The organism is Pseudomonas sp. 1, assembly GCF_056626735.1.
This window is the reverse complement of the sequence record NZ_JBWXMQ010000001.1, coordinates 106,871-123,099: the sequence shown is the minus strand read 5'-3', so window position 1 is coordinate 123,099 and position 16,229 is coordinate 106,871. Positions and strand designations below refer to the sequence as shown.

Sequence of the window (16,229 nt, the reverse complement as noted above, 5' to 3'; positions counted from 1 at the left end):
GGAGCGCTCGATTACTCAGGCTTGGTGAACCGGCGCACAAGCTTGATCACGACAACGAAGAACACCGGTACAAAGATCACCGCCAATGTTGCGGTAATCATCCCGCCAATCACCCCGGTACCAATCGCCTGCTGACTCGCCGAACTCGCGCCCGTGGCAATCGCCAACGGCACCACGCCGAGAATGAACGCCAGCGAGGTCATGACAATCGGCCGCAGCCGCAGACGTGCCGCTTGCAGCGTGGCGTCAATCAGGTCATGACCTTCGTCATACAGGCTTTTGGCGAACTCGATGATCAGGATCGCGTTCTTCGCCGACAGACCGATGATGGTGATCAGCCCGACCTTGAAGAACACATCGTTGGGCATCCCGCGCAAGGTCACCGCCAGCACTGCGCCGAGCACACCGAGCGGCACCACCAGCAGCACGGAAGTCGGAATCGACCAGCTCTCGTACAACGCCGCCAGGCACAGGAACACGATCAGCAGCGACAACCCGAGCAGAATCGGCGCCTGACTGCCGGACAAACGCTCCTGCAGCGACAGACCGGTCCATTCCTGACCCATACCTTTCGGCCCTTGCGCTACCAGTCGTTCGATCTCCGCCATGGCCTCGCCGGTACTGTGGCCGGGTTTCGGCTCACCGGAAATCGAGATTGCCGGGTAGCCGTTGTAGCGGGTCAGCTGCGCCGGGCCTTGGGTCCATGTTGCTCGGACAAATGCCGACAGCGGCACCATTTTCCCTGCGTCGTTGCGCACGTGCATTTTCAGCAGATCATCGACCTGACTGCGGCGATCGCCTTCAGCCTGTACGACAACGCGTTGCATCCGCCCCTGATTGGGGAAGTCATTGACGTACGAAGAACCGATGGCAGTGGACAGCACGTTGCCGACGTCGGCGAAGGAAATGCCCAAGGCGTTGGCCTGCTTGCGATCCACTTCAAGCTGCACTTGCGGCGCTTCGGCCAGGGCGCTTTCACGCACGTTCATCAGGATCGGGCTTTTTTCGGCGGCTTCCAGCAGTTGGGTGCGCGCCTCCATCAGGGCTGCATGGCCGAGGCCGCCGCGATCCTGCAAGCGGAATTCGAAACCGCTGGAGGTGCCGAGGCCGTCGACCGGCGGCGGCAGTACCGAGAATGCCATCGCGTCCTTGATCTGGCTCAGGGCGATGTTGGCGCGGTCGGCAATCGAACTGGCCGAATCATCGCTGCCACGCTGTGACCAGTCCTTGAGCGTGGTGAACGCCAGTGCGGCGTTCTGCCCGCTACCGGAGAAGCTGAAACCCAGGATCACCACGCTGTCACTGATGCCCGGTTCGCCATTGTTGTGCGCTTCGAGCTGTTCGGCGACCTGCACGGTCCGGTTCTTGGTCGCGCCCGGCGGCAACTGGATGTCGGTGATGGTGTAACCCTGATCCTCGACCGGCAGGAACGAAGAGGGCAGGCGCGCGAAGCACAGGCCCAGACCCACCAGCAACACAACATAGATCAGCAGATAACGACCGGTGCGTTTCAGCGCGTAACCGACCCAGCCCTGATAGCGATCGGTCAGTTGCTCGAAGCGGCAATTGAACCAGCCGAAGAACCCGGTCTTCTCGTGATGTTCGCCCTTGGCGATCGGCTTGAGCAGCGTTGCGCACAGTGCCGGGGTCAAGGTCAGGGCAAGGAACGCCGAGAACAGAATCGAAGTGGCCATCGACAGCGAGAACTGCCGGTAAATCACGCCCACCGAACCCTGCATGAACGCCATCGGAATGAACACCGCCACCAGCACCAGCGTGATACCGATGATCGCGCCGGTAATCTGCCGCATCGCCTTGCGCGTCGCCTCTTTGGCCGACAGGCCTTCGGTGGCCATGATCCGTTCGACGTTCTCCACCACGACGATGGCGTCGTCCACCAGAATGCCGATGGCCAGCACCATGCCGAACATGGTCAGCACGTTGATCGAGAAGCCCAGCGCGAGCATGGTCGCGAAGGTGCCCATCAGCGCCACCGGCACCACCAGCGTCGGGATCAGGGTGTAGCGGATGTTCTGCAGGAACAGGAACATCACCGCAAACACCAGCAACATCGCCTCGCCGAGGGTGTAAACCACTTTGGTGATCGAGACCTTCACGAATGGCGAAGTGTCGTAGGGGATCTTGTATTCCACGCCAGTCGGGAAGTAGCGCGACAGTTCATCCATCTTCGCCCGGATCAAAGTGGCGGTGCTGAGGGCGTTGGCGCCCGGCGACAGTTGCACGCCGACGGCGGTGGACGGCTTGCCGTTCAGGCGGGTGCCGAACTGGTATTCCTGGCTGCCGATCTCGACCCGCGCCACATCCTTGATGCGTACGGTGGAACCATCCGGATTGGCCTTGAGCACGATGTCGGCGAACTCTTCCGGCGTCGACAGTTGGCCCTTGACCAGAATCGTCGCGGTGATCTCCTGAGTGCTCGGGTTCGGCAGATCGCCGATGCTGCCCGCCGAGACCTGGGCGTTCTGCGCGACGATGGCGGCGTTGACGTCAGCCGGCGTCAGGTTGAAACCGATCAGCTTCTGCGGATCGACCCAGATCCGCATCGCCCGCTCGGCGCCATACAGCTGGGCCTTGCCGACGCCGTCGATGCGCTTGATCTCGTTCATCACGTTGCGCGCCAGATAATCGCTGAGCGCTACGTCATCGAGCTTGCCGTCGCTGGAAGTCAGGGTGATCAGCAGCAGAAAACCGGCGGAGACTTTCTCCACCTGCAAACCTTGCTGATTGACCGCTTGCGGCAGGCGCGACTCGACCACCTTGAGGCGGTTCTGCACATCGACCTGCGCCAGTTCCGGGTTGGTGCCCGGCTGGAACGTGGCCTTGATGGTGGCGCTGCCGAGACTGCTCTGCGATTCGAAATACAGCAGGTGATCGGCGCCGTTGAGCTCTTCCTCGATCAGGCTGACCACGCTTTCGTCGACGGTCTGCGCCGAGGCGCCCGGGTACACGGCATAGATTTCGATCTGCGGCGGCGCGACGTCGGGGTATTGCGCCACCGGCAATTGCGGGATGGCCAGCGCACCGGCCAACAGGATGAACAACGCGACGACCCAGGCGAACACCGGGCGGTCGATAAAGAACTGCGGCATAGAAGAGCGTCCTGCTTACTGACCAGAGGTCTGGGCAAGTGGAAGAGGGGTGTCGTCGATCTGCACGGTTTCGCCGGGGCGGGCGTGCTGCAGGCCTTCGATGACCACGCGGTCGCCGGCCTTCAGGCCACCGGTGACGATCCAGCGGTCGTTCTGTACGGCGCCCAGTTGCACCGGTTGCAGAGCGACGCGCATCTGATCGTCAACGGTCAGCACCTGCGCCACACCGGCGCTGTCGCGTTGCACCGCACGTTGCGGCACGGTCAGTCCGTGTTCAATCACGCCTTGTTCCAGACGCACGCGAACATAGCTGCCGGGCAACAGGTCCAGGTCGGGGTTGGGAAACTCGCTGCGCAGAATAATCTGCCCGGTGCCCGGATCGACGGTGATGTCGCTGAACAGCAACTTGCCCGGCAGCGGATAGAGGCTGCCATCGTCCTGAATCAACGTGGCCTTGACCTGATCCTGGCCGACCTGGTGCAACTGGCCGGAACGGAAGGCCCGGCGCAGCTCATTCAGTTCGCGGGTCGACTGGGTGAGGTCGGCGTGGATCGGGTTCAGTTGCTGGATCAGCGCCATGGGCGTGGTTTCGTTCTGGCCGACCAGCGCGCCTTCGGTCACCAAGGCACGACCGACGCGCCCGGAAATCGGCGCGGTAACGGTGGCGTAGCCCAGATTCAGCTTCGCGCGCTCGACGGCCGCCTTGTTGGCCGCAACGTCGGCAGCGGTTTGCCGGGCATTGGCACGGGCGTTGTCGTAGTCCTGAGCGCTGATTGCCTTGTCGTCGATCAACCGGGCGTAGCGCTGTTCCTGCAGTTTTGCCTGGAACGCGTTGGCCTCGGCCTTGCGCAGGGCCGCTTCGGCGCTATCGAGGTCAGCCTTGAACGGTGCCGGATCAATGCGGAACAACACGTCACCCTTTTTAACGTCGCTGCCTTCGCGGAAGGTGCGTTGCAGCACGACGCCAGCCACCCGGGCACGGACTTCGGCGATGCGTGGTGCGGCAATCCGCCCGCTGAGTTCGCTGCTGATCGACAGGGGGCGCGCCTCAAGGGTTTCGATCCGCACGGTGGCCGGCGGTGCCTGTTCCTCGGCGTTCGAGGATTTATCACAGGCACTCAGCGTCAGCGCCAATGCGATCAGGCCGAGCCCGGCCAGCAGATTCTTCGACATGTACAACCCCCAATATTGATCTGCGCATCCTACGGACAGTCGCCGAGGGTAGCGGTGAAGCTTTGTAGGTGCTGTGTGAAATTGTGTAAGGGTTTTGCTCGGGGACGAGTGAGGGCGTATATCCTTTACGCCTTGAATTATTTCGTGACTGTTAAGCCGCTTTCGCGAGCAAGCTCGCTCCCACAGGTTTTGTGAACGACACAAATTCAATGTGGGAGCGAGCTTTTTCGCGAAGAGGTCCTGACAAACACCACTGCAATATCTGGATCATCAATGCCCAACATCCTCCTGGTCGAAGACGACACCGCCCTCGCCGAACTGATCTCCAGCTATCTCGAGCGCAACGGCTATTCCGTCAGCGTGATCGGCCGTGGCGACCATGTGCGCGAACGGGCGCGGCTCAACCCTCCGGACCTGGTGATCCTCGACCTGATGCTGCCGGGCCTGGATGGCTTACAGGTCTGTCGCCTGTTGCGCGCCGATTCGGCAACGCTGCCGATCCTGATGCTCACCGCTCGTGACGACAGCCACGATCAGGTGCTGGGCCTGGAAATGGGCGCCGACGATTACGTGACCAAACCCTGCGAGCCGCGCGTCCTGCTGGCGCGGGTCCGTACTTTGTTGCGTCGAAGCAGCCTCGGCGAACCGATGACCGCCAACGACCGGATTCTGATGGGCAATCTGTGCATTGACCTGTCGGAGCGCACCGTGACCTGGCGCGAGCAACCGGTCGAACTGTCCAGCGGCGAGTACAACCTGTTGGTGGTGCTGGCCCGTCATGCCGGCGAAGTGCTGAGTCGTGACCAGATCCTGCAACGCCTGCGCGGCATCGAGTTCAACGGCACCGATCGTTCGGTGGACGTGGCGATTTCCAAGCTGCGACGCAAGTTCGACGACCATGCCGGCGAGGCGCGCAAGATCAAGACCGTGTGGGGCAAGGGTTATCTGTTCAGCCGTTCCGAGTGGGAATGCTGATTCGATGTTCAGAATCCTGTTTCGCCTCTACCTGGTGACGATCGTTTCCTACAGCGCGGCGATCTATCTGGTGCCGGATCTGGTAGTGATGGCGTTCAGGGACCGCTTCGTGACTTACAACCTCGACTATTCCCGGGGCTTGCAGTCGCTGATCACCAAGCAGTTTCGCGCTGCGCCGCAGGATCAGTGGCCCGCGGTTGCGGCGTCGATGGACAAGGATTTCCAGCCGCTGCACATCGTCCTCGCCCGTATCGATAACGCCGACTTCACCCCGATTGAACAAGAGCGCCTGCGTCGCGGGGAAAACGTGGTGCGCATCGGTGACTGGGGCTGGCGGACGCTGGCGGTCACGCCGCTGAACGAAGAAATGGCGGTGCAGATGGTGGTGCCGCCGGATCCGATGGACGTGAACCTGTTGTACTGGAGCATCAACGTACTGATCGGCGCGAGTCTGCTGGCGTGCCTGTTGCTCTGGTTTCGCCCGCACTGGCGCGATCTGGAACGCCTCAAGGGCACGGCCGAACGCTTCGGCAAGGGCCATTTGAGCGAACGTACGCAGATTGGCCCGAATTCGAACATCGGCAGTCTGGCCCACGTGTTCGACACCATGGCCGGCGACATCGAAAACCTGCTCAACCAGCAGCGGGATCTGCTCAACGCGGTGTCCCACGAACTGCGCACGCCGCTGACCCGCCTGGACTTCGGCCTGGCGCTGGCGCTGTCCGATGACTTGCCGCAAGCCAGCCGCGAACGCCTGCAAGGGTTGGTCGCGCACATTCGTGAACTGGATGAATTGGTGCTGGAGCTGCTGTCCTACAGCCGCCTGCAGAATCCGGCTAAGTTGCCGGAGCAGGTCGAAGTGTCGCTGGACGAATTCATTGACAGCATTCTGGGCAGCGTCGACGAAGAACTGGAATCCCCGGAAATCGTCATCGATGTGCTGCTGCACAATCAGCTGGAACGCTTCTCTCTCGACCCGCGCCTGACGGCCCGGGCGATTCAGAACCTGCTGCGCAACGCCATGCGCTACTGCGAAAAACGCATTCAGATTGGCGTGCAAGTGTGCCCGAAGGGGTGCGAGATCTGGGTGGATGACGACGGGATCGGCATTCCGGAAGACGAGCGGGAGCGGATTTTCGAGCCGTTCTATCGCCTGGATCGCAGCCGCGATCGGGCGACCGGCGGCTTTGGCCTGGGGCTGGCGATCAGCCGTCGGGCGCTCGAGGCGCAGGGCGGGACGCTGACGGTGGAAGGCTCGCCGTTGGGCGGGGCGCGGTTCAGGCTCTGGCTGCCAACCCCGACCTGATGATCGCTGAGTTCCCACCCAGAGCGCTGATCGTTCCCCCGCTCTGCGTGGGAATGCCGCCTAGGACGCTCCGCGTCCTTTGTGACGCAGAGCGTCACCGTATGCATTCCCACGCGGAGCGTGGGAACGATCAGCAAGTCGGTCAAAGCAGTTCAGTCGACTGGATCAATCCGACCCCGGCTACCTGCATCCGCTCGATCGCCGTCGCCCGCGAGCCATTCAAATCAATGGCCCGGCACGCATCCAGCACTACAAAGGTGTTAAACCCCGCCGCCCGTGCGTCCAGCGCAGAGAACATCACGCAGAAATCCAGCGCTAGGCCGACCATGTACACCGTGTCGATGCCGCGCTCCTTCAGATAACCGGCCAGACCCGTGGTCGTTACGCGATCCGCTTCCAGAAACGCCGAATAGCTGTCGATGTCCGGGTTGCAACCCTTGCGGATGATCAACTGCGCGTGGGGCAGGTCGAGTCCCGAATGAAACTCGGCACCGCGTGAGCCCTGAATGCAGTGATCCGGCCACAGCGTCTGCTCGCCATACGGCAGTTGAATCAGGTCATAGGGTTGGCGGCCGGGATGACTGGAGGCAAACGAAGCATGTCCGGCCGGGTGCCAGTCCTGGGAAATGACCACTTGCTTGAACTGCCCGGCGAGCCGGTTGATCAGCGGCACGATCAAATCACCTTCGGGCACGGCCAACTGGCCACCGGGAATGAAGTCGTTCTGCACGTCGATGACCAGCAGGGCTGTGCGTGGCGAAATCGGCATAAATCCATCCTTCTTGGAAACTCACCCGGGCAGCATAGTGAAAAAAATCTTTAACCGTTGAGCCGGGTCTTAAACATTTTCGCCATGTCTTCCAGTTCGGAAGCCGGGTGATGGCCGATCAGCATCCAGGCGTGTTCGCGTTCGGTCCAGTACACCACGTTCATTGCGTGCCGACGTTCATGGGCCAGCGGCTGGCTGCCGCTGTTGGTGCGCGTGACGCACAGCGCCAGCGGGCCGTGGGTGGCGTCGAGCCAGGTCATCTGGGCGATGGGTACGCCGTCGTATTCAAGGAGCTGCGCGCGTTTGAACTGCGCGCCGGGCAGTTTCAGTTTCGCCGGCGACAGGCTTACGCCCAGCCGCGCATCGACGGTTCGCAACTGCGCCAGTTGCGAGGCTTCATCAGTGGGCAGATGTTCGAGGGTCTGCGGCACATACAGCGCCATGTAATCACCCACCAGCTCGCGCCAGTTGTGCGATTGCTGTGTCTGCCAGGCCAGAAACAAGCGGTCCGCCGCGACACCTGCGAGCGCCACGCCCGCTGCTGCGGCGCCGATGAACCAGCGCCGGCTGAAACCGGGTTTTTGCGGTAACGGCGCGGCGTCGAGTCGGGCCTGCAGGCGATCAAGCGGCGCCTGTTGCGCCAGTTCGTCGTAGGCAGCCTTGAATGGCAGGCTGCTGCGGCTCAGCCATTGCACCCGCAAACTCAGCAACGGATCGTCGGCAATGAGGCTGTCGAGGTGGCTGCGCTGTTCCCGGTCCAGTTCATCGTCCAGATACGCCACCAGTTGCTCGTCGGAAGGCGTATTCATTGCCGGTCTCCTGCGGGGCTGTTCGGTACCGCTTGCAACGGCGGGTATTCGGCCAGTTTCAGGCGCGCGGTGGCCAGGCGACTCATGACCGTGCCGATCGGTACTTGCAGGATCTCGGCGACTTCGCGGTAGGACAGGCCTTCAACGTAGGCCAGATATACCGTTTCGCGCTGGGTTTCCGGCAGCGCATCGACCCGGCGGATTATCTGCGCTGCCATGACGTGGGTCTGCACGGCGTATTCGCCGTCGAATGCCAGTTGGCTGTCGGTGTCCACTACGCCCTGACCCTGGCGCACCCGGCGGGCGCGCACTTCGTTAAGCCAGATCGAATGCAGAATGCTCAGCAGCCAGCGGTCCATGCGCGTGCCGGCTACGTACTGGCCCGAACGCTCGAGCGCCCGCACGCAGGTGGCTTGCACCAGATCCTCGGCCACGTGCCGGTTGCGCGACAGCAGCAAGCCGTAACGCCACAGGCGTGCCAAGTGTTGCCCGAGTTCGGCTCTGAAGGCCTGATCGCTGAAAATGTTCGCCTCCGCGTGTCGTGTCAGGTTTTCGATGAGTCGTTGATGGCTTCGGCCAGGTCCCGGTATTCCTCGCAGGTCGTGCCGCAAATCTTCTGGATGTGCTGCAACTGCTCCTGCGCCAGATCGACGCGGCCCTTGATCACATAGGCTTCGCCCAGGTATTCGCGGACTTGCGCGTACTGCGGATCAAGCTTGACCGATTGCAGGTAATAACCGATGCCTTCGTCGGTGCGCCCCAGTTTTCGTGTGGCATAACCGCGATAGTTGAGGGCCTTGGCGGTATTCGGTTGTTCCAGCGTGTCGAGCAGGGCCAGGGCTTCTTCATAACGTCCGGCCTTGGCCAGACGGTAGGCGTAATCGGTCCGGTCGGCGTCGGGCACCAGACGGCTGGTCTGCATCACGCACTTCTGGGTTTTGGTATCGAACACTTGGCCTTTGGGGCAGTTGGGTTTCTGCACCGGCGCCTCTTCATCGCCATTGGCGAAGGCGAGGGGGCTCGCGAAAACGGCGGCCACCAGCAACGGGGCGGCGAACATAACGGAACGGATAGTCATGGGCAAGGCTCCACAGAGAGGCATGTTTTACTTTGAACACCGCAAGGTGAAAATTTATTCATTGCTTTGTCAGGCTTTGTTAAAGGAAAGCCCTTTTTCCGGCGTTATGCTCGTCAGCATTCGTTGTCGATCTGCAGTTCTACCATGGGAGTTTGGCCATGAAAGATCAGGTTCACCACTCGGCCGCCAGCGGCTACAAAACCGCCGCCGACACCTACGTCAAAGGCCGGCCCGACTATCCGCCGGCCGTCAGTGAATGGCTGATGGGCACACTGGGCCTTGATGGCCACAAGACCGTTATCGACCTCGGCGCCGGCACCGGCAAATTCACCGGACGGCTGGTGGCGACCGGTGCCCAGGTAATCGCCGTCGAACCGGTGGCGCAGATGCTGGAAAAACTGTCACTGGCGTGGCCGCAGGTGCTGGCTGTCAGCGGTACGGCAACGGATTTGCCGCTGCCCGATGCCTCGGTGGATGCGGTGGTCTGCGCGCAGGCCTTTCACTGGTTTGCCAGTACCGAGGCGCTGGATGAAATCGCCCGGGTCCTCAAACCGGGCGGCAAACTGGGTTTGATCTGGAACCTGCGCGACATCCGGGTCGACTGGGTGCCCAAGCTGGACGCCATCGTCAATGCGCTGGAGGGCGACACGCCGCGCTTCTACACCGGCGAATGGCGCAAGACCTTTCCCCATACGGCGTTCGGGCCCTTGCAAGCCCAGCACTTTCAGCATGGCCATACCGGCTCGCCGGAAGATGTGATTTTCAACCGGGTGCGTTCCACCAGTTTCATTGCTGCACTGAGCGACCAGCAGCGCGCGAGGATTGACGAGCAGATAGCAGAGCTGATTGCCGGCGAGCCGCTGCTGCGGGGCAGGGACGTGGTAACAGTGCCCTATGAGACGGCGGCCTTCGTTGCAGTGAAGAACGGCTAGAGTCCCGCATTTGGCCGAACCGCCGTGCTGATGCCTTGTTATAGTTCGGGCCTCATTTCCAGCCCGGTAAAGGATTTCTGCCATGACTCAATACACCGCCTTCAGCGTCGAACTGGCCGACAACATCGCCCATGTGCAGATCAATCGTCCGGAAAAGATCAACTCGATGAACGCCGCGTTCTGGAGCGAAATTGTCGAAGTGTTCCAGTGGATCGACGACACCGACGAAGTGCGGGTGGTGGTGCTCAGCGGCGCCGGCAAACACTTTTCCTCGGGCATCGACCTGATGATGCTGGCCGGCGTGGCCAATGAGCTGGGCAAGGATGTCGGGCGCAATGCACGCCTGTTGCGCAAGAAGATCCTGACCCTGCAGGCATCCTTCAATGCGGTCGACAATTGCCGCAAACCGGTACTCGCGGCGATCCAGGGTTACTGCCTGGGCGGCGCCATCGACCTGATCGCCGCCTGCGACATGCGCTACGCCGCCGAGGACGCGCAATTCTCGATCAAGGAAATCGACATCGGCATGGCGGCGGACGTTGGCACCCTGCAACGGTTGCCACGGATCATTGGTGACGGCATGCTGCGTGAGCTGGCTTACACCGGTCGCACGTTTGGCGCCGAAGAAGCGCGCAGCATCGGTCTGGTCAATCGCGTCTACAGCGACAAGGACGGTCTGATCGAAGGCGTGATGGACATTGCCCGGGACATCGCCGGCAAGTCGCCGATCGCGGTCACCGGCACCAAGGAAATGATCAGCTACATGCGCGACCATCGCATCGACGACGGTCTCGAGTACGTTGCCACCTGGAACGCTGCCATGCTGCAATCCAACGATTTGCGCGTGGCCATGGCCGCCCATATGAGCAAACAGAAACCCGAATTTCTGGATTGAGAAACCATGACATCTCGCTGGACCACTGCAGTACTGGACACCGATCAACCCGGCGGCTGGGCCGTGGCGCGCAGCCCCGAGGGTTTCCTGTTCGATGACAACGGCGCGCTGTTCCCTCGGGAATGGCTCAAGCGTCAGGAATTGTCGATCCTTGCCGAGCACGGTATCGGTCATCTCGATGGCGAACCGGTGTATCTGCTGGAACTGCGCAGCACCAGCGAGGTGCCGGGTTGCAACTGGAAAGGCCTGCGGGCGTTCATGCTCGACGGCGATCATACGATCTACAAGGTGCTGGGCTACGCCGCGCAAATCGGGACATGGGCGCGCGAACACCGTTTCTGCGGCAATTGCGGTCAGGCCATGATCCAGGTGCCACGGGAGCGGGCGATGTATTGCCAACCGTGCGATCTGCGCAGCTATCCGCGAATTTCGCCGAGCATGATCGTGCTGGTGACCCGTGGCGATGAAGTGCTGCTGGCGCGTTCACCGCGTTTCGTCACCGGGGTCTACAGCACGCTGGCGGGGTTTGCCGAGCCTGGGGAATCGGCTGAGGATTGCCTGATCCGAGAGGTGCGCGAAGAAGTCAGCATCGAAGTGAAGAACATCCAGTACATGGGCAGCCAGTGCTGGCCGTTTCCGCATTCGATGATGCTCGGCTTCCATGCCGAATACGCCGGTGGCGAGATTGTCTGCCAGGAAGACGAGATCGAGGACGCCCAGTGGTTCAACGTGCACGATCTGCCGCCGTTGCCGGCGTCCAAATCGATTGCACGCTACCTGATCGACGTCTATGTGGCGCGGCGCTTAGGCCACGCTGAACCAGTGCTGCCAGGCTAGACGCACGGTCAACCCCAGCACCACGGTGATGAACACCGGACGAATGAACTTGGCGCCGCCGCTGATCGCGGTGCGCGCCCCGAAGAATGCGCCGACCATCACCGACAGGCCCATGCTCAGGCCGATGATCCAGTCCACCTGCCCGGAAAACATGAACACCGACAGCGCCGCAATGTTGCTGACGAAGTTCATGCTGCGCGCCACGCCGCTGGCCTTGACCAGATCGATCGGGTAGAGCAACAGACTGCTGACGGTCCAGAACGCGCCCGTGCCGGGGCCGGCCACGCCGTCGTAGAAACCGAGGCTGAAGCCTTGGGTCGATTGCCACTTCTTCTTGATCGGTGCGTCGCTGTCCAGCGGCGCTTTCGGCGTACCGCCAAACAACAGGTACAGGCCGCAGGCGAAGACGATCACCGGCAGCATCTTGTTCAACCATTCGGCGGGCAGGTAATGGGCGACGATGGCGCCGGTCAGCGCACCGACCAGCGTGCCGACAATCGCGTGCATCCATTGTTTGGGGTGGAACAGCTTGCGGCGGTAGAAGGTGAAACTGGCGGTGGCCGAACCGAAGGTCGAACTCAGCTTGTTGGTACCCAGCACCAGATGCGGCGGCAAACCGGCGGTAAGCAACGCGGGCGTGGTCAACAGACCGCCGCCGCCCGCAATGGCATCGATGAATCCGGCAATGAAAGCGACAAGGGCCAGAATGGCCAGAGTGGTGAGGTCAACGCTGAGTTCGAAAGGCATGGAATCGGCTTATTCGGCAGGGCAGGGACGGGCGGTCATCATAGCTGTAACACTGGTTCATCGCGAATGGGATCCTCAATCATCCAGCGGCGCCTTAAGGGAGTTGTTACACCACCGAGAGCCAGACATTGCCGATGAAGAACGGCCCTTTGTTGCCAAAGGGATTGCTGGGAATGGCGAAGACAATGTCCAACCATTCGAAGCCTGGTCGAATCATGCCATTGAGCGTAATCGTTCTTGTTTTTGGATCGACATACTCCGACCCTGACCAGATTTCTGCTTCACCAGTGCTGCGGTTGGTCGCCCAAAGTGTGTAGACGATAAATGCGTGAACCAGTGGATTGGAAGCTTTGCCGCTATCGGTGATGTGAAACCGTCGATCCTTGGTGTTTTGCAGCGGGACAGCCTCGGGCGCCTGAACATTGAATGTCAAAGCGAATGCACCGGGCTGAATGGGGAAGGGCTCGGTTGCCAGATTCTGCCCCTGGTTTCTACCGCCGACCAAACGTGCGACATAGTTACCGTTGTGGTGTACGACAGACATAGGCGTGTCGTAATTTCGTGGAATCCAGTGACTAAAGTCACCGGTGCCGAAATCACCGTTTGGGATCAGATTATTTTGCGTCATATCAGTTGCTCATTGTCATGGGTAGAAGAGAGGGCGGTCGTCCAACCGGCCACGTTCGTTGCATGACAATGATTTGATGAATTTGCAGTTGTCACTACTGTCATTACTGACAGTCCACAAGTACCTTTTGCGATAAAAACAACGGGCTTTTGTTGTTTTGGGGAAAGCACGAAATGGAAGCATCCTTGCTTCCATCTTGAGTGGCGGGCTCCGTGATTACAGACCCAGTTCAGACAACCCCGGATGATCATCCGGACGCCGGCCCAGTGGCCAGTGGAACTTGCGTTCGCTTTCCTTGATCGGCATGTCGTTGATGCAGGCGTAACGCTGGAACATCAGGCCGTGCTCGTCGAATTCCCAGTTTTCGTTGCCGTAGGAGCGGAACCAGTTGCCCGAGTCGTCGCGCCACTCGTAGGCGTAGCGCACGGCGATGCGGGTGTCGGAGTAAGCCCAGAGTTCCTTGATCAGGCGGTAATCCAGCTCCTTGGCCCATTTGCGGGTCAGGAAGGCCTTGGCTTCTTCGCGGTTGTTGGCGAATTCGGCGCGGTTGCGCCATTTGGTGTCCAGGGTATAGGCCTGCGACACGCGATGCGGGTCGCGGGAGTTCCAGCCATCCTCGGCCAGACGAACTTTTTCAATGGCCGATTCACGGTTGAAGGGTGGCAATGGCGGACGAACTTCGGCTGCAGTAGACATGTTTGTCTCCGGATCTATTAACAGTTAAACAACTTGTCAGGCTTATTAAGGCGTTACAGCTCCAATAACTTTCGCGCCATGCATTGCGCATTATCGGCGGCACTGTGATCACCCATCACAAGCGCTACGGTAATGGCGCCATCAATCAGGATCAGCAACTGCTTGGCCAACAGTTGCGGTTCCTCGGCACCATGTTCGGTACACAGCTCGCACAGGTAGTCGAGCAGCTTTTGTTTGTGGTCCTTGGCGACCAGGCGGACCGGATCCTCGGGATCGCCCGTCTCGCCGCTGGTGTTGATGAAGGCACAGCCCCGAAAGCCTTCCGAGGCGAACCAGGCCTTGAGCACGGTAAACAGGTTGAGCAGGCGGTCGGCCGGGGTTTCAGCCTGATCGACGGCGCTTCTGTACCAGTGCATCCAGCGTACGTCGCGGCGTTGCAGGGCGGCGACGGTCAACTCCTCCTTGTTGGCGAAGTAGCGGTAGATACTTTTTCTGGAGACACCGGCGGTTTTCACCAGAAGATCCATGCCGGTGGCAGCGATGCCACTTTTGTAGATCAACTTTTCGGTGACATCCAGAATGATGTCTCGGGTTGTGTCGTTGCTTGTGATTTCGTTCATGTGGTGAACAGTAGAACGATCGTTCTCCTTGGTCAAGCAGTTATTTCTATTGTTCTTGCTTTGATCGTTCCCACGCTCCGCGTGGGAATGCAGCCCGGGACGCTCCGCGTCCCTTCCAGAGCTGGAACGCGGAGCGTCCCTTGAGGCATTCCCACGCAGAGCGTGGGAATGATCAACGATCAGTCAAGTCATTACAGACACTCACAAGACCCGAAGGAGTTGATGGTGTAAGCTCTCGGGTTCTTCGGATTCGACCCATTGCGAGCCCTATGCCGTTGCTTTTCAAACGCTCTCTGCTGCCCAAACTGCGCAGCTTTCCGCTGACCGCCGAGGCCGTGACGATCCTGCCCGCCGCCGCCGATTTCCGCCGTTGCCTGCTGGAGAAAATCGCCCAGGCGACCCAGCGCATCTACCTCGTCGCGCTCTATCTGCAAAACGACGAAGCCGGCCAGGAAATCCTTGATGCCTTGCACGCCGCCAAACTCAAGCGCCCAGAGCTCGAGATCGCGGTGGTCGTCGACTGGCTGCGGGCCCAACGCGGCTTGATCGGCGCCGGCAAACAGCCGGGCAACTCGGCGTGGTATCAGGAAATGACCCGCACCCACCAGAGCGAGGTGCCGATCTATGGCGTGCCGGTGCAGACCCGCGAGCTGTTCGGCGTGCTGCACCTCAAAGGCTTCGTGATCGACGATTGCGTGGTCTACAGCGGTGCGAGTCTGAACAACGTTTACCTGCACAAATTCGACAAGTACCGTTTCGACCGTTATCACGTGCTGCAAAGCCGCGAACTGGCGGACTCGATGCACCATCTGGTCAAGCACGGCCTGATCGAATCGAAAGCGGTGCACCGCCTCGACCTGCCGAACCTGCCGACCACTCGCAGCTTGCGCAACGACATCGGCGATCTGCGCAGCCGTCTCAAATATGCGGCGTACGACACCAGTGCCGGCAGCACGGCGCATACCGGCCTGTCGGTCAGCCCGTTGCTGGGTGTGGGCAAGAACAACCCGCTGAACCGGGTGATTCTGGAGCTGATCGCCAGCGCGCAGAAGCAACTGACCATCTGCACGCCGTACTTCAACCTGCCGCTGGGGGTGATCCGCGAGATCAACCGGGCGCTGGCGCGCGGCGTGAAGATCGACATCGTGGTCGGCGACAAGACCGCCAACGACTTCTACATCCCGCCGAGCGAGCCGTTCAAGGTGATTGCCGCGCTGCCGTATTTGTACGAGATCAGCCTGCGCCGTTTCGCCAAGCGGCATCAGCGCAACATCGACAGCGGCCAGTTGAACCTGCACCTGTGGCGTGAAGGCGACAACAGCTATCACCTCAAGGGCATGTGGATCGACCAGCGCTACACATTGCTGACCGGCAACAACCTCAACCCGCGGGCGTTCCGTCTCGATCTGGAAAACGCCTTGCTGATCGATGACCCGAAAGGCGAGTGGTTGGAACCGCGCCGGCTGGAGCTGGAAAACATCTTCGAACACACCACGCGGATCGCACGTTTCCAGGATCTGGAAGCCTTGCCGGATTACCCGGCCGGGGTCGCCAAGTTCCTCAAGCGCGTGAGCCGGGTGCGGGTCGAGCGGTTGCTCTATCGCATTCTGTAAGGCACAGAATTTTCAGCGCCGCTAGAAATGCCTTCGCGAGC

Annotated in this window: 16 protein-coding genes; 6 read left to right on the top strand and 10 right to left on the bottom strand. The window is 60.8% G+C overall.

Features of this window, described 5'->3' with window-relative positions; genetic code table 11:
• Nucleotides 1–11: 11 nt before the first annotated feature.
• Nucleotides 12–3,110 (bottom strand): multidrug efflux RND transporter permease subunit, encoded by a 3,099-nt coding sequence (locus tag AC1MDC_RS00530; protein ID WP_480392252.1) that lies wholly within the window; start codon nt 3,108–3,110, stop codon nt 12–14.
• 15 nt (nt 3,111–3,125) lie between these two features.
• Nucleotides 3,126–4,283, bottom strand: a complete 1,158-nt coding sequence (locus tag AC1MDC_RS00525; protein WP_480392251.1) for an efflux RND transporter periplasmic adaptor subunit — start codon at nt 4,281–4,283, stop codon at nt 3,126–3,128.
• 273 nt (nt 4,284–4,556) lie between these two features.
• On the opposite strand from AC1MDC_RS00525, the gene AC1MDC_RS00520 reads away from it, so the two are divergent.
• Nucleotides 4,557–5,258, top strand: a complete 702-nt coding sequence (locus tag AC1MDC_RS00520; RefSeq protein WP_007960391.1) for a response regulator — start codon at nt 4,557–4,559, stop codon at nt 5,256–5,258.
• Nucleotides 5,259–5,262: 4 nt separating this feature from the next.
• Nucleotides 5,263–6,564 carry an ATP-binding protein gene (locus tag AC1MDC_RS00515; protein ID WP_480392250.1) on the top strand — a complete coding sequence of 434 codons (1,302 nt, stop codon included), beginning with the start codon at nt 5,263–5,265 and terminating at the stop codon, nt 6,562–6,564.
• A gap of 142 nt (nt 6,565–6,706) precedes the next feature.
• Here the strand turns inward: AC1MDC_RS00515 and pncA are convergent, their stop codons facing one another.
• The 4 genes from pncA to AC1MDC_RS00495 form a co-directional block, all read right to left on the bottom strand.
• Entirely contained in the window at nt 6,707–7,333 is a 627-nt protein-coding gene (gene pncA, locus AC1MDC_RS00510; RefSeq protein WP_085702014.1) for a bifunctional nicotinamidase/pyrazinamidase, read from the bottom strand.
• Nucleotides 7,334–7,383: 50 nt separating this feature from the next.
• Entirely contained in the window at nt 7,384–8,142 is a 759-nt protein-coding gene (locus AC1MDC_RS00505) for an anti-sigma factor family protein (RefSeq protein ID WP_480392249.1), read from the bottom strand.
• Nucleotides 8,139–8,624 (bottom strand): RNA polymerase sigma factor, encoded by a 486-nt coding sequence (locus tag AC1MDC_RS00500; protein ID WP_480392248.1) that lies wholly within the window; start codon nt 8,622–8,624, stop codon nt 8,139–8,141. Before AC1MDC_RS00500 ends, AC1MDC_RS00505 begins: the two co-directional genes overlap by 4 nt.
• 62 nt (nt 8,625–8,686) lie before the next feature.
• Nucleotides 8,687–9,220, bottom strand: a complete 534-nt coding sequence (locus AC1MDC_RS00495; protein WP_480392247.1) for a tetratricopeptide repeat protein — start codon at nt 9,218–9,220, stop codon at nt 8,687–8,689.
• Nucleotides 9,221–9,378: 158 nt separating this feature from the next.
• On the opposite strand from AC1MDC_RS00495, the gene AC1MDC_RS00490 reads away from it, so the two are divergent.
• The 3 genes from AC1MDC_RS00490 (at nt 9,379) to nudC (ending at nt 11,884) form a co-directional block, all read left to right on the top strand.
• Nucleotides 9,379–10,152, top strand: a complete 774-nt coding sequence (locus AC1MDC_RS00490; protein WP_480392246.1) for a class I SAM-dependent methyltransferase — start codon at nt 9,379–9,381, stop codon at nt 10,150–10,152.
• Nucleotides 10,153–10,234: 82 nt separating this feature from the next.
• Nucleotides 10,235–11,047 carry a crotonase/enoyl-CoA hydratase family protein gene (locus AC1MDC_RS00485; RefSeq protein ID WP_011334292.1) on the top strand — a complete coding sequence of 271 codons (813 nt, stop codon included), beginning with the start codon at nt 10,235–10,237 and terminating at the stop codon, nt 11,045–11,047.
• A gap of 6 nt (nt 11,048–11,053) precedes the next feature.
• On the top strand, nt 11,054–11,884 hold the full coding sequence (gene nudC, locus AC1MDC_RS00480) for an NAD(+) diphosphatase (protein WP_085696056.1): 831 nt from the start codon (nt 11,054–11,056) through the stop codon (nt 11,882–11,884).
• Here nudC and AC1MDC_RS00475 read toward each other — a convergent pair.
• The 4 genes from AC1MDC_RS00475 to AC1MDC_RS00460 all read right to left on the bottom strand — a co-directional run bounded on the left by AC1MDC_RS00475 (nt 11,852) and on the right by AC1MDC_RS00460 (nt 14,575).
• Nucleotides 11,852–12,631 (bottom strand): TSUP family transporter, encoded by a 780-nt coding sequence (locus AC1MDC_RS00475; protein WP_085696057.1) that lies wholly within the window; start codon nt 12,629–12,631, stop codon nt 11,852–11,854. The genes nudC and AC1MDC_RS00475 overlap by 33 nt on opposite strands.
• Nucleotides 12,632–12,737: 106 nt before the next feature.
• Entirely contained in the window at nt 12,738–13,259 is a 522-nt protein-coding gene (locus AC1MDC_RS00470; RefSeq protein WP_227232638.1) for a hypothetical protein, read from the bottom strand.
• A 216-nt stretch (nt 13,260–13,475) separates the two neighbouring features.
• On the bottom strand, nt 13,476–13,955 hold the full coding sequence (locus AC1MDC_RS00465) for a nuclear transport factor 2 family protein (protein ID WP_480392245.1): 480 nt from the start codon (nt 13,953–13,955) through the stop codon (nt 13,476–13,478).
• A 53-nt stretch (nt 13,956–14,008) separates the two neighbouring features.
• On the bottom strand, nt 14,009–14,575 hold the full coding sequence (locus AC1MDC_RS00460; protein ID WP_480392244.1) for a TetR/AcrR family transcriptional regulator: 567 nt from the start codon (nt 14,573–14,575) through the stop codon (nt 14,009–14,011).
• A gap of 269 nt (nt 14,576–14,844) precedes the next feature.
• Here AC1MDC_RS00460 and pssA point away from each other — a divergent pair, with 269 nt between their 5' ends.
• Nucleotides 14,845–16,188: a CDP-diacylglycerol--serine O-phosphatidyltransferase gene (gene pssA, locus AC1MDC_RS00455; RefSeq protein ID WP_480392243.1), complete on the top strand. Its 1,344-nt coding sequence runs from the start codon at nt 14,845–14,847 to the stop codon at nt 16,186–16,188.
• The last annotated feature ends 41 nt before the right edge of the window (nt 16,189–16,229 follow it).

Excerpts from the sequence above, each read along its gene's own strand:
- AC1MDC_RS00525 (WP_480392251.1), bottom strand. The coding sequence starts at position 4,283 with ATGTCGAAGAATCTGCTGGCCGGGCTCGGCCTGATCGCATTGGCGCTG.
- AC1MDC_RS00505 (WP_480392249.1), bottom strand. The coding sequence starts at position 8,142 with ATGAATACGCCTTCCGACGAGCAACTGGTGGCGTATCTGGACGATGAA.
- pncA (WP_085702014.1), bottom strand. The coding sequence starts at position 7,333 with ATGCCGATTTCGCCACGCACAGCCCTGCTGGTCATCGACGTGCAGAAC.
- AC1MDC_RS00485 (WP_011334292.1), top strand. The coding sequence starts at position 10,235 with ATGACTCAATACACCGCCTTCAGCGTCGAACTGGCCGACAACATCGCC.
- nudC (WP_085696056.1), top strand. The coding sequence starts at position 11,054 with ATGACATCTCGCTGGACCACTGCAGTACTGGACACCGATCAACCCGGC.
- pssA (WP_480392243.1), top strand. The coding sequence starts at position 14,845 with ATGCCGTTGCTTTTCAAACGCTCTCTGCTGCCCAAACTGCGCAGCTTT.
- AC1MDC_RS00475 (WP_085696057.1), bottom strand. The coding sequence starts at position 12,631 with ATGCCTTTCGAACTCAGCGTTGACCTCACCACTCTGGCCATTCTGGCC.
- AC1MDC_RS00530 (WP_480392252.1), bottom strand. The coding sequence starts at position 3,110 with ATGCCGCAGTTCTTTATCGACCGCCCGGTGTTCGCCTGGGTCGTCGCG.
- AC1MDC_RS00460 (WP_480392244.1), bottom strand. The coding sequence starts at position 14,575 with ATGAACGAAATCACAAGCAACGACACAACCCGAGACATCATTCTGGAT.
- AC1MDC_RS00465 (WP_480392245.1), bottom strand. The coding sequence starts at position 13,955 with ATGTCTACTGCAGCCGAAGTTCGTCCGCCATTGCCACCCTTCAACCGT.
- AC1MDC_RS00470 (WP_227232638.1), bottom strand. The coding sequence starts at position 13,259 with ATGACGCAAAATAATCTGATCCCAAACGGTGATTTCGGCACCGGTGAC.
- AC1MDC_RS00515 (WP_480392250.1), top strand. The coding sequence starts at position 5,263 with ATGTTCAGAATCCTGTTTCGCCTCTACCTGGTGACGATCGTTTCCTAC.
- AC1MDC_RS00495 (WP_480392247.1), bottom strand. The coding sequence starts at position 9,220 with ATGACTATCCGTTCCGTTATGTTCGCCGCCCCGTTGCTGGTGGCCGCC.
- AC1MDC_RS00520 (WP_007960391.1), top strand. The coding sequence starts at position 4,557 with ATGCCCAACATCCTCCTGGTCGAAGACGACACCGCCCTCGCCGAACTG.
- AC1MDC_RS00490 (WP_480392246.1), top strand. The coding sequence starts at position 9,379 with ATGAAAGATCAGGTTCACCACTCGGCCGCCAGCGGCTACAAAACCGCC.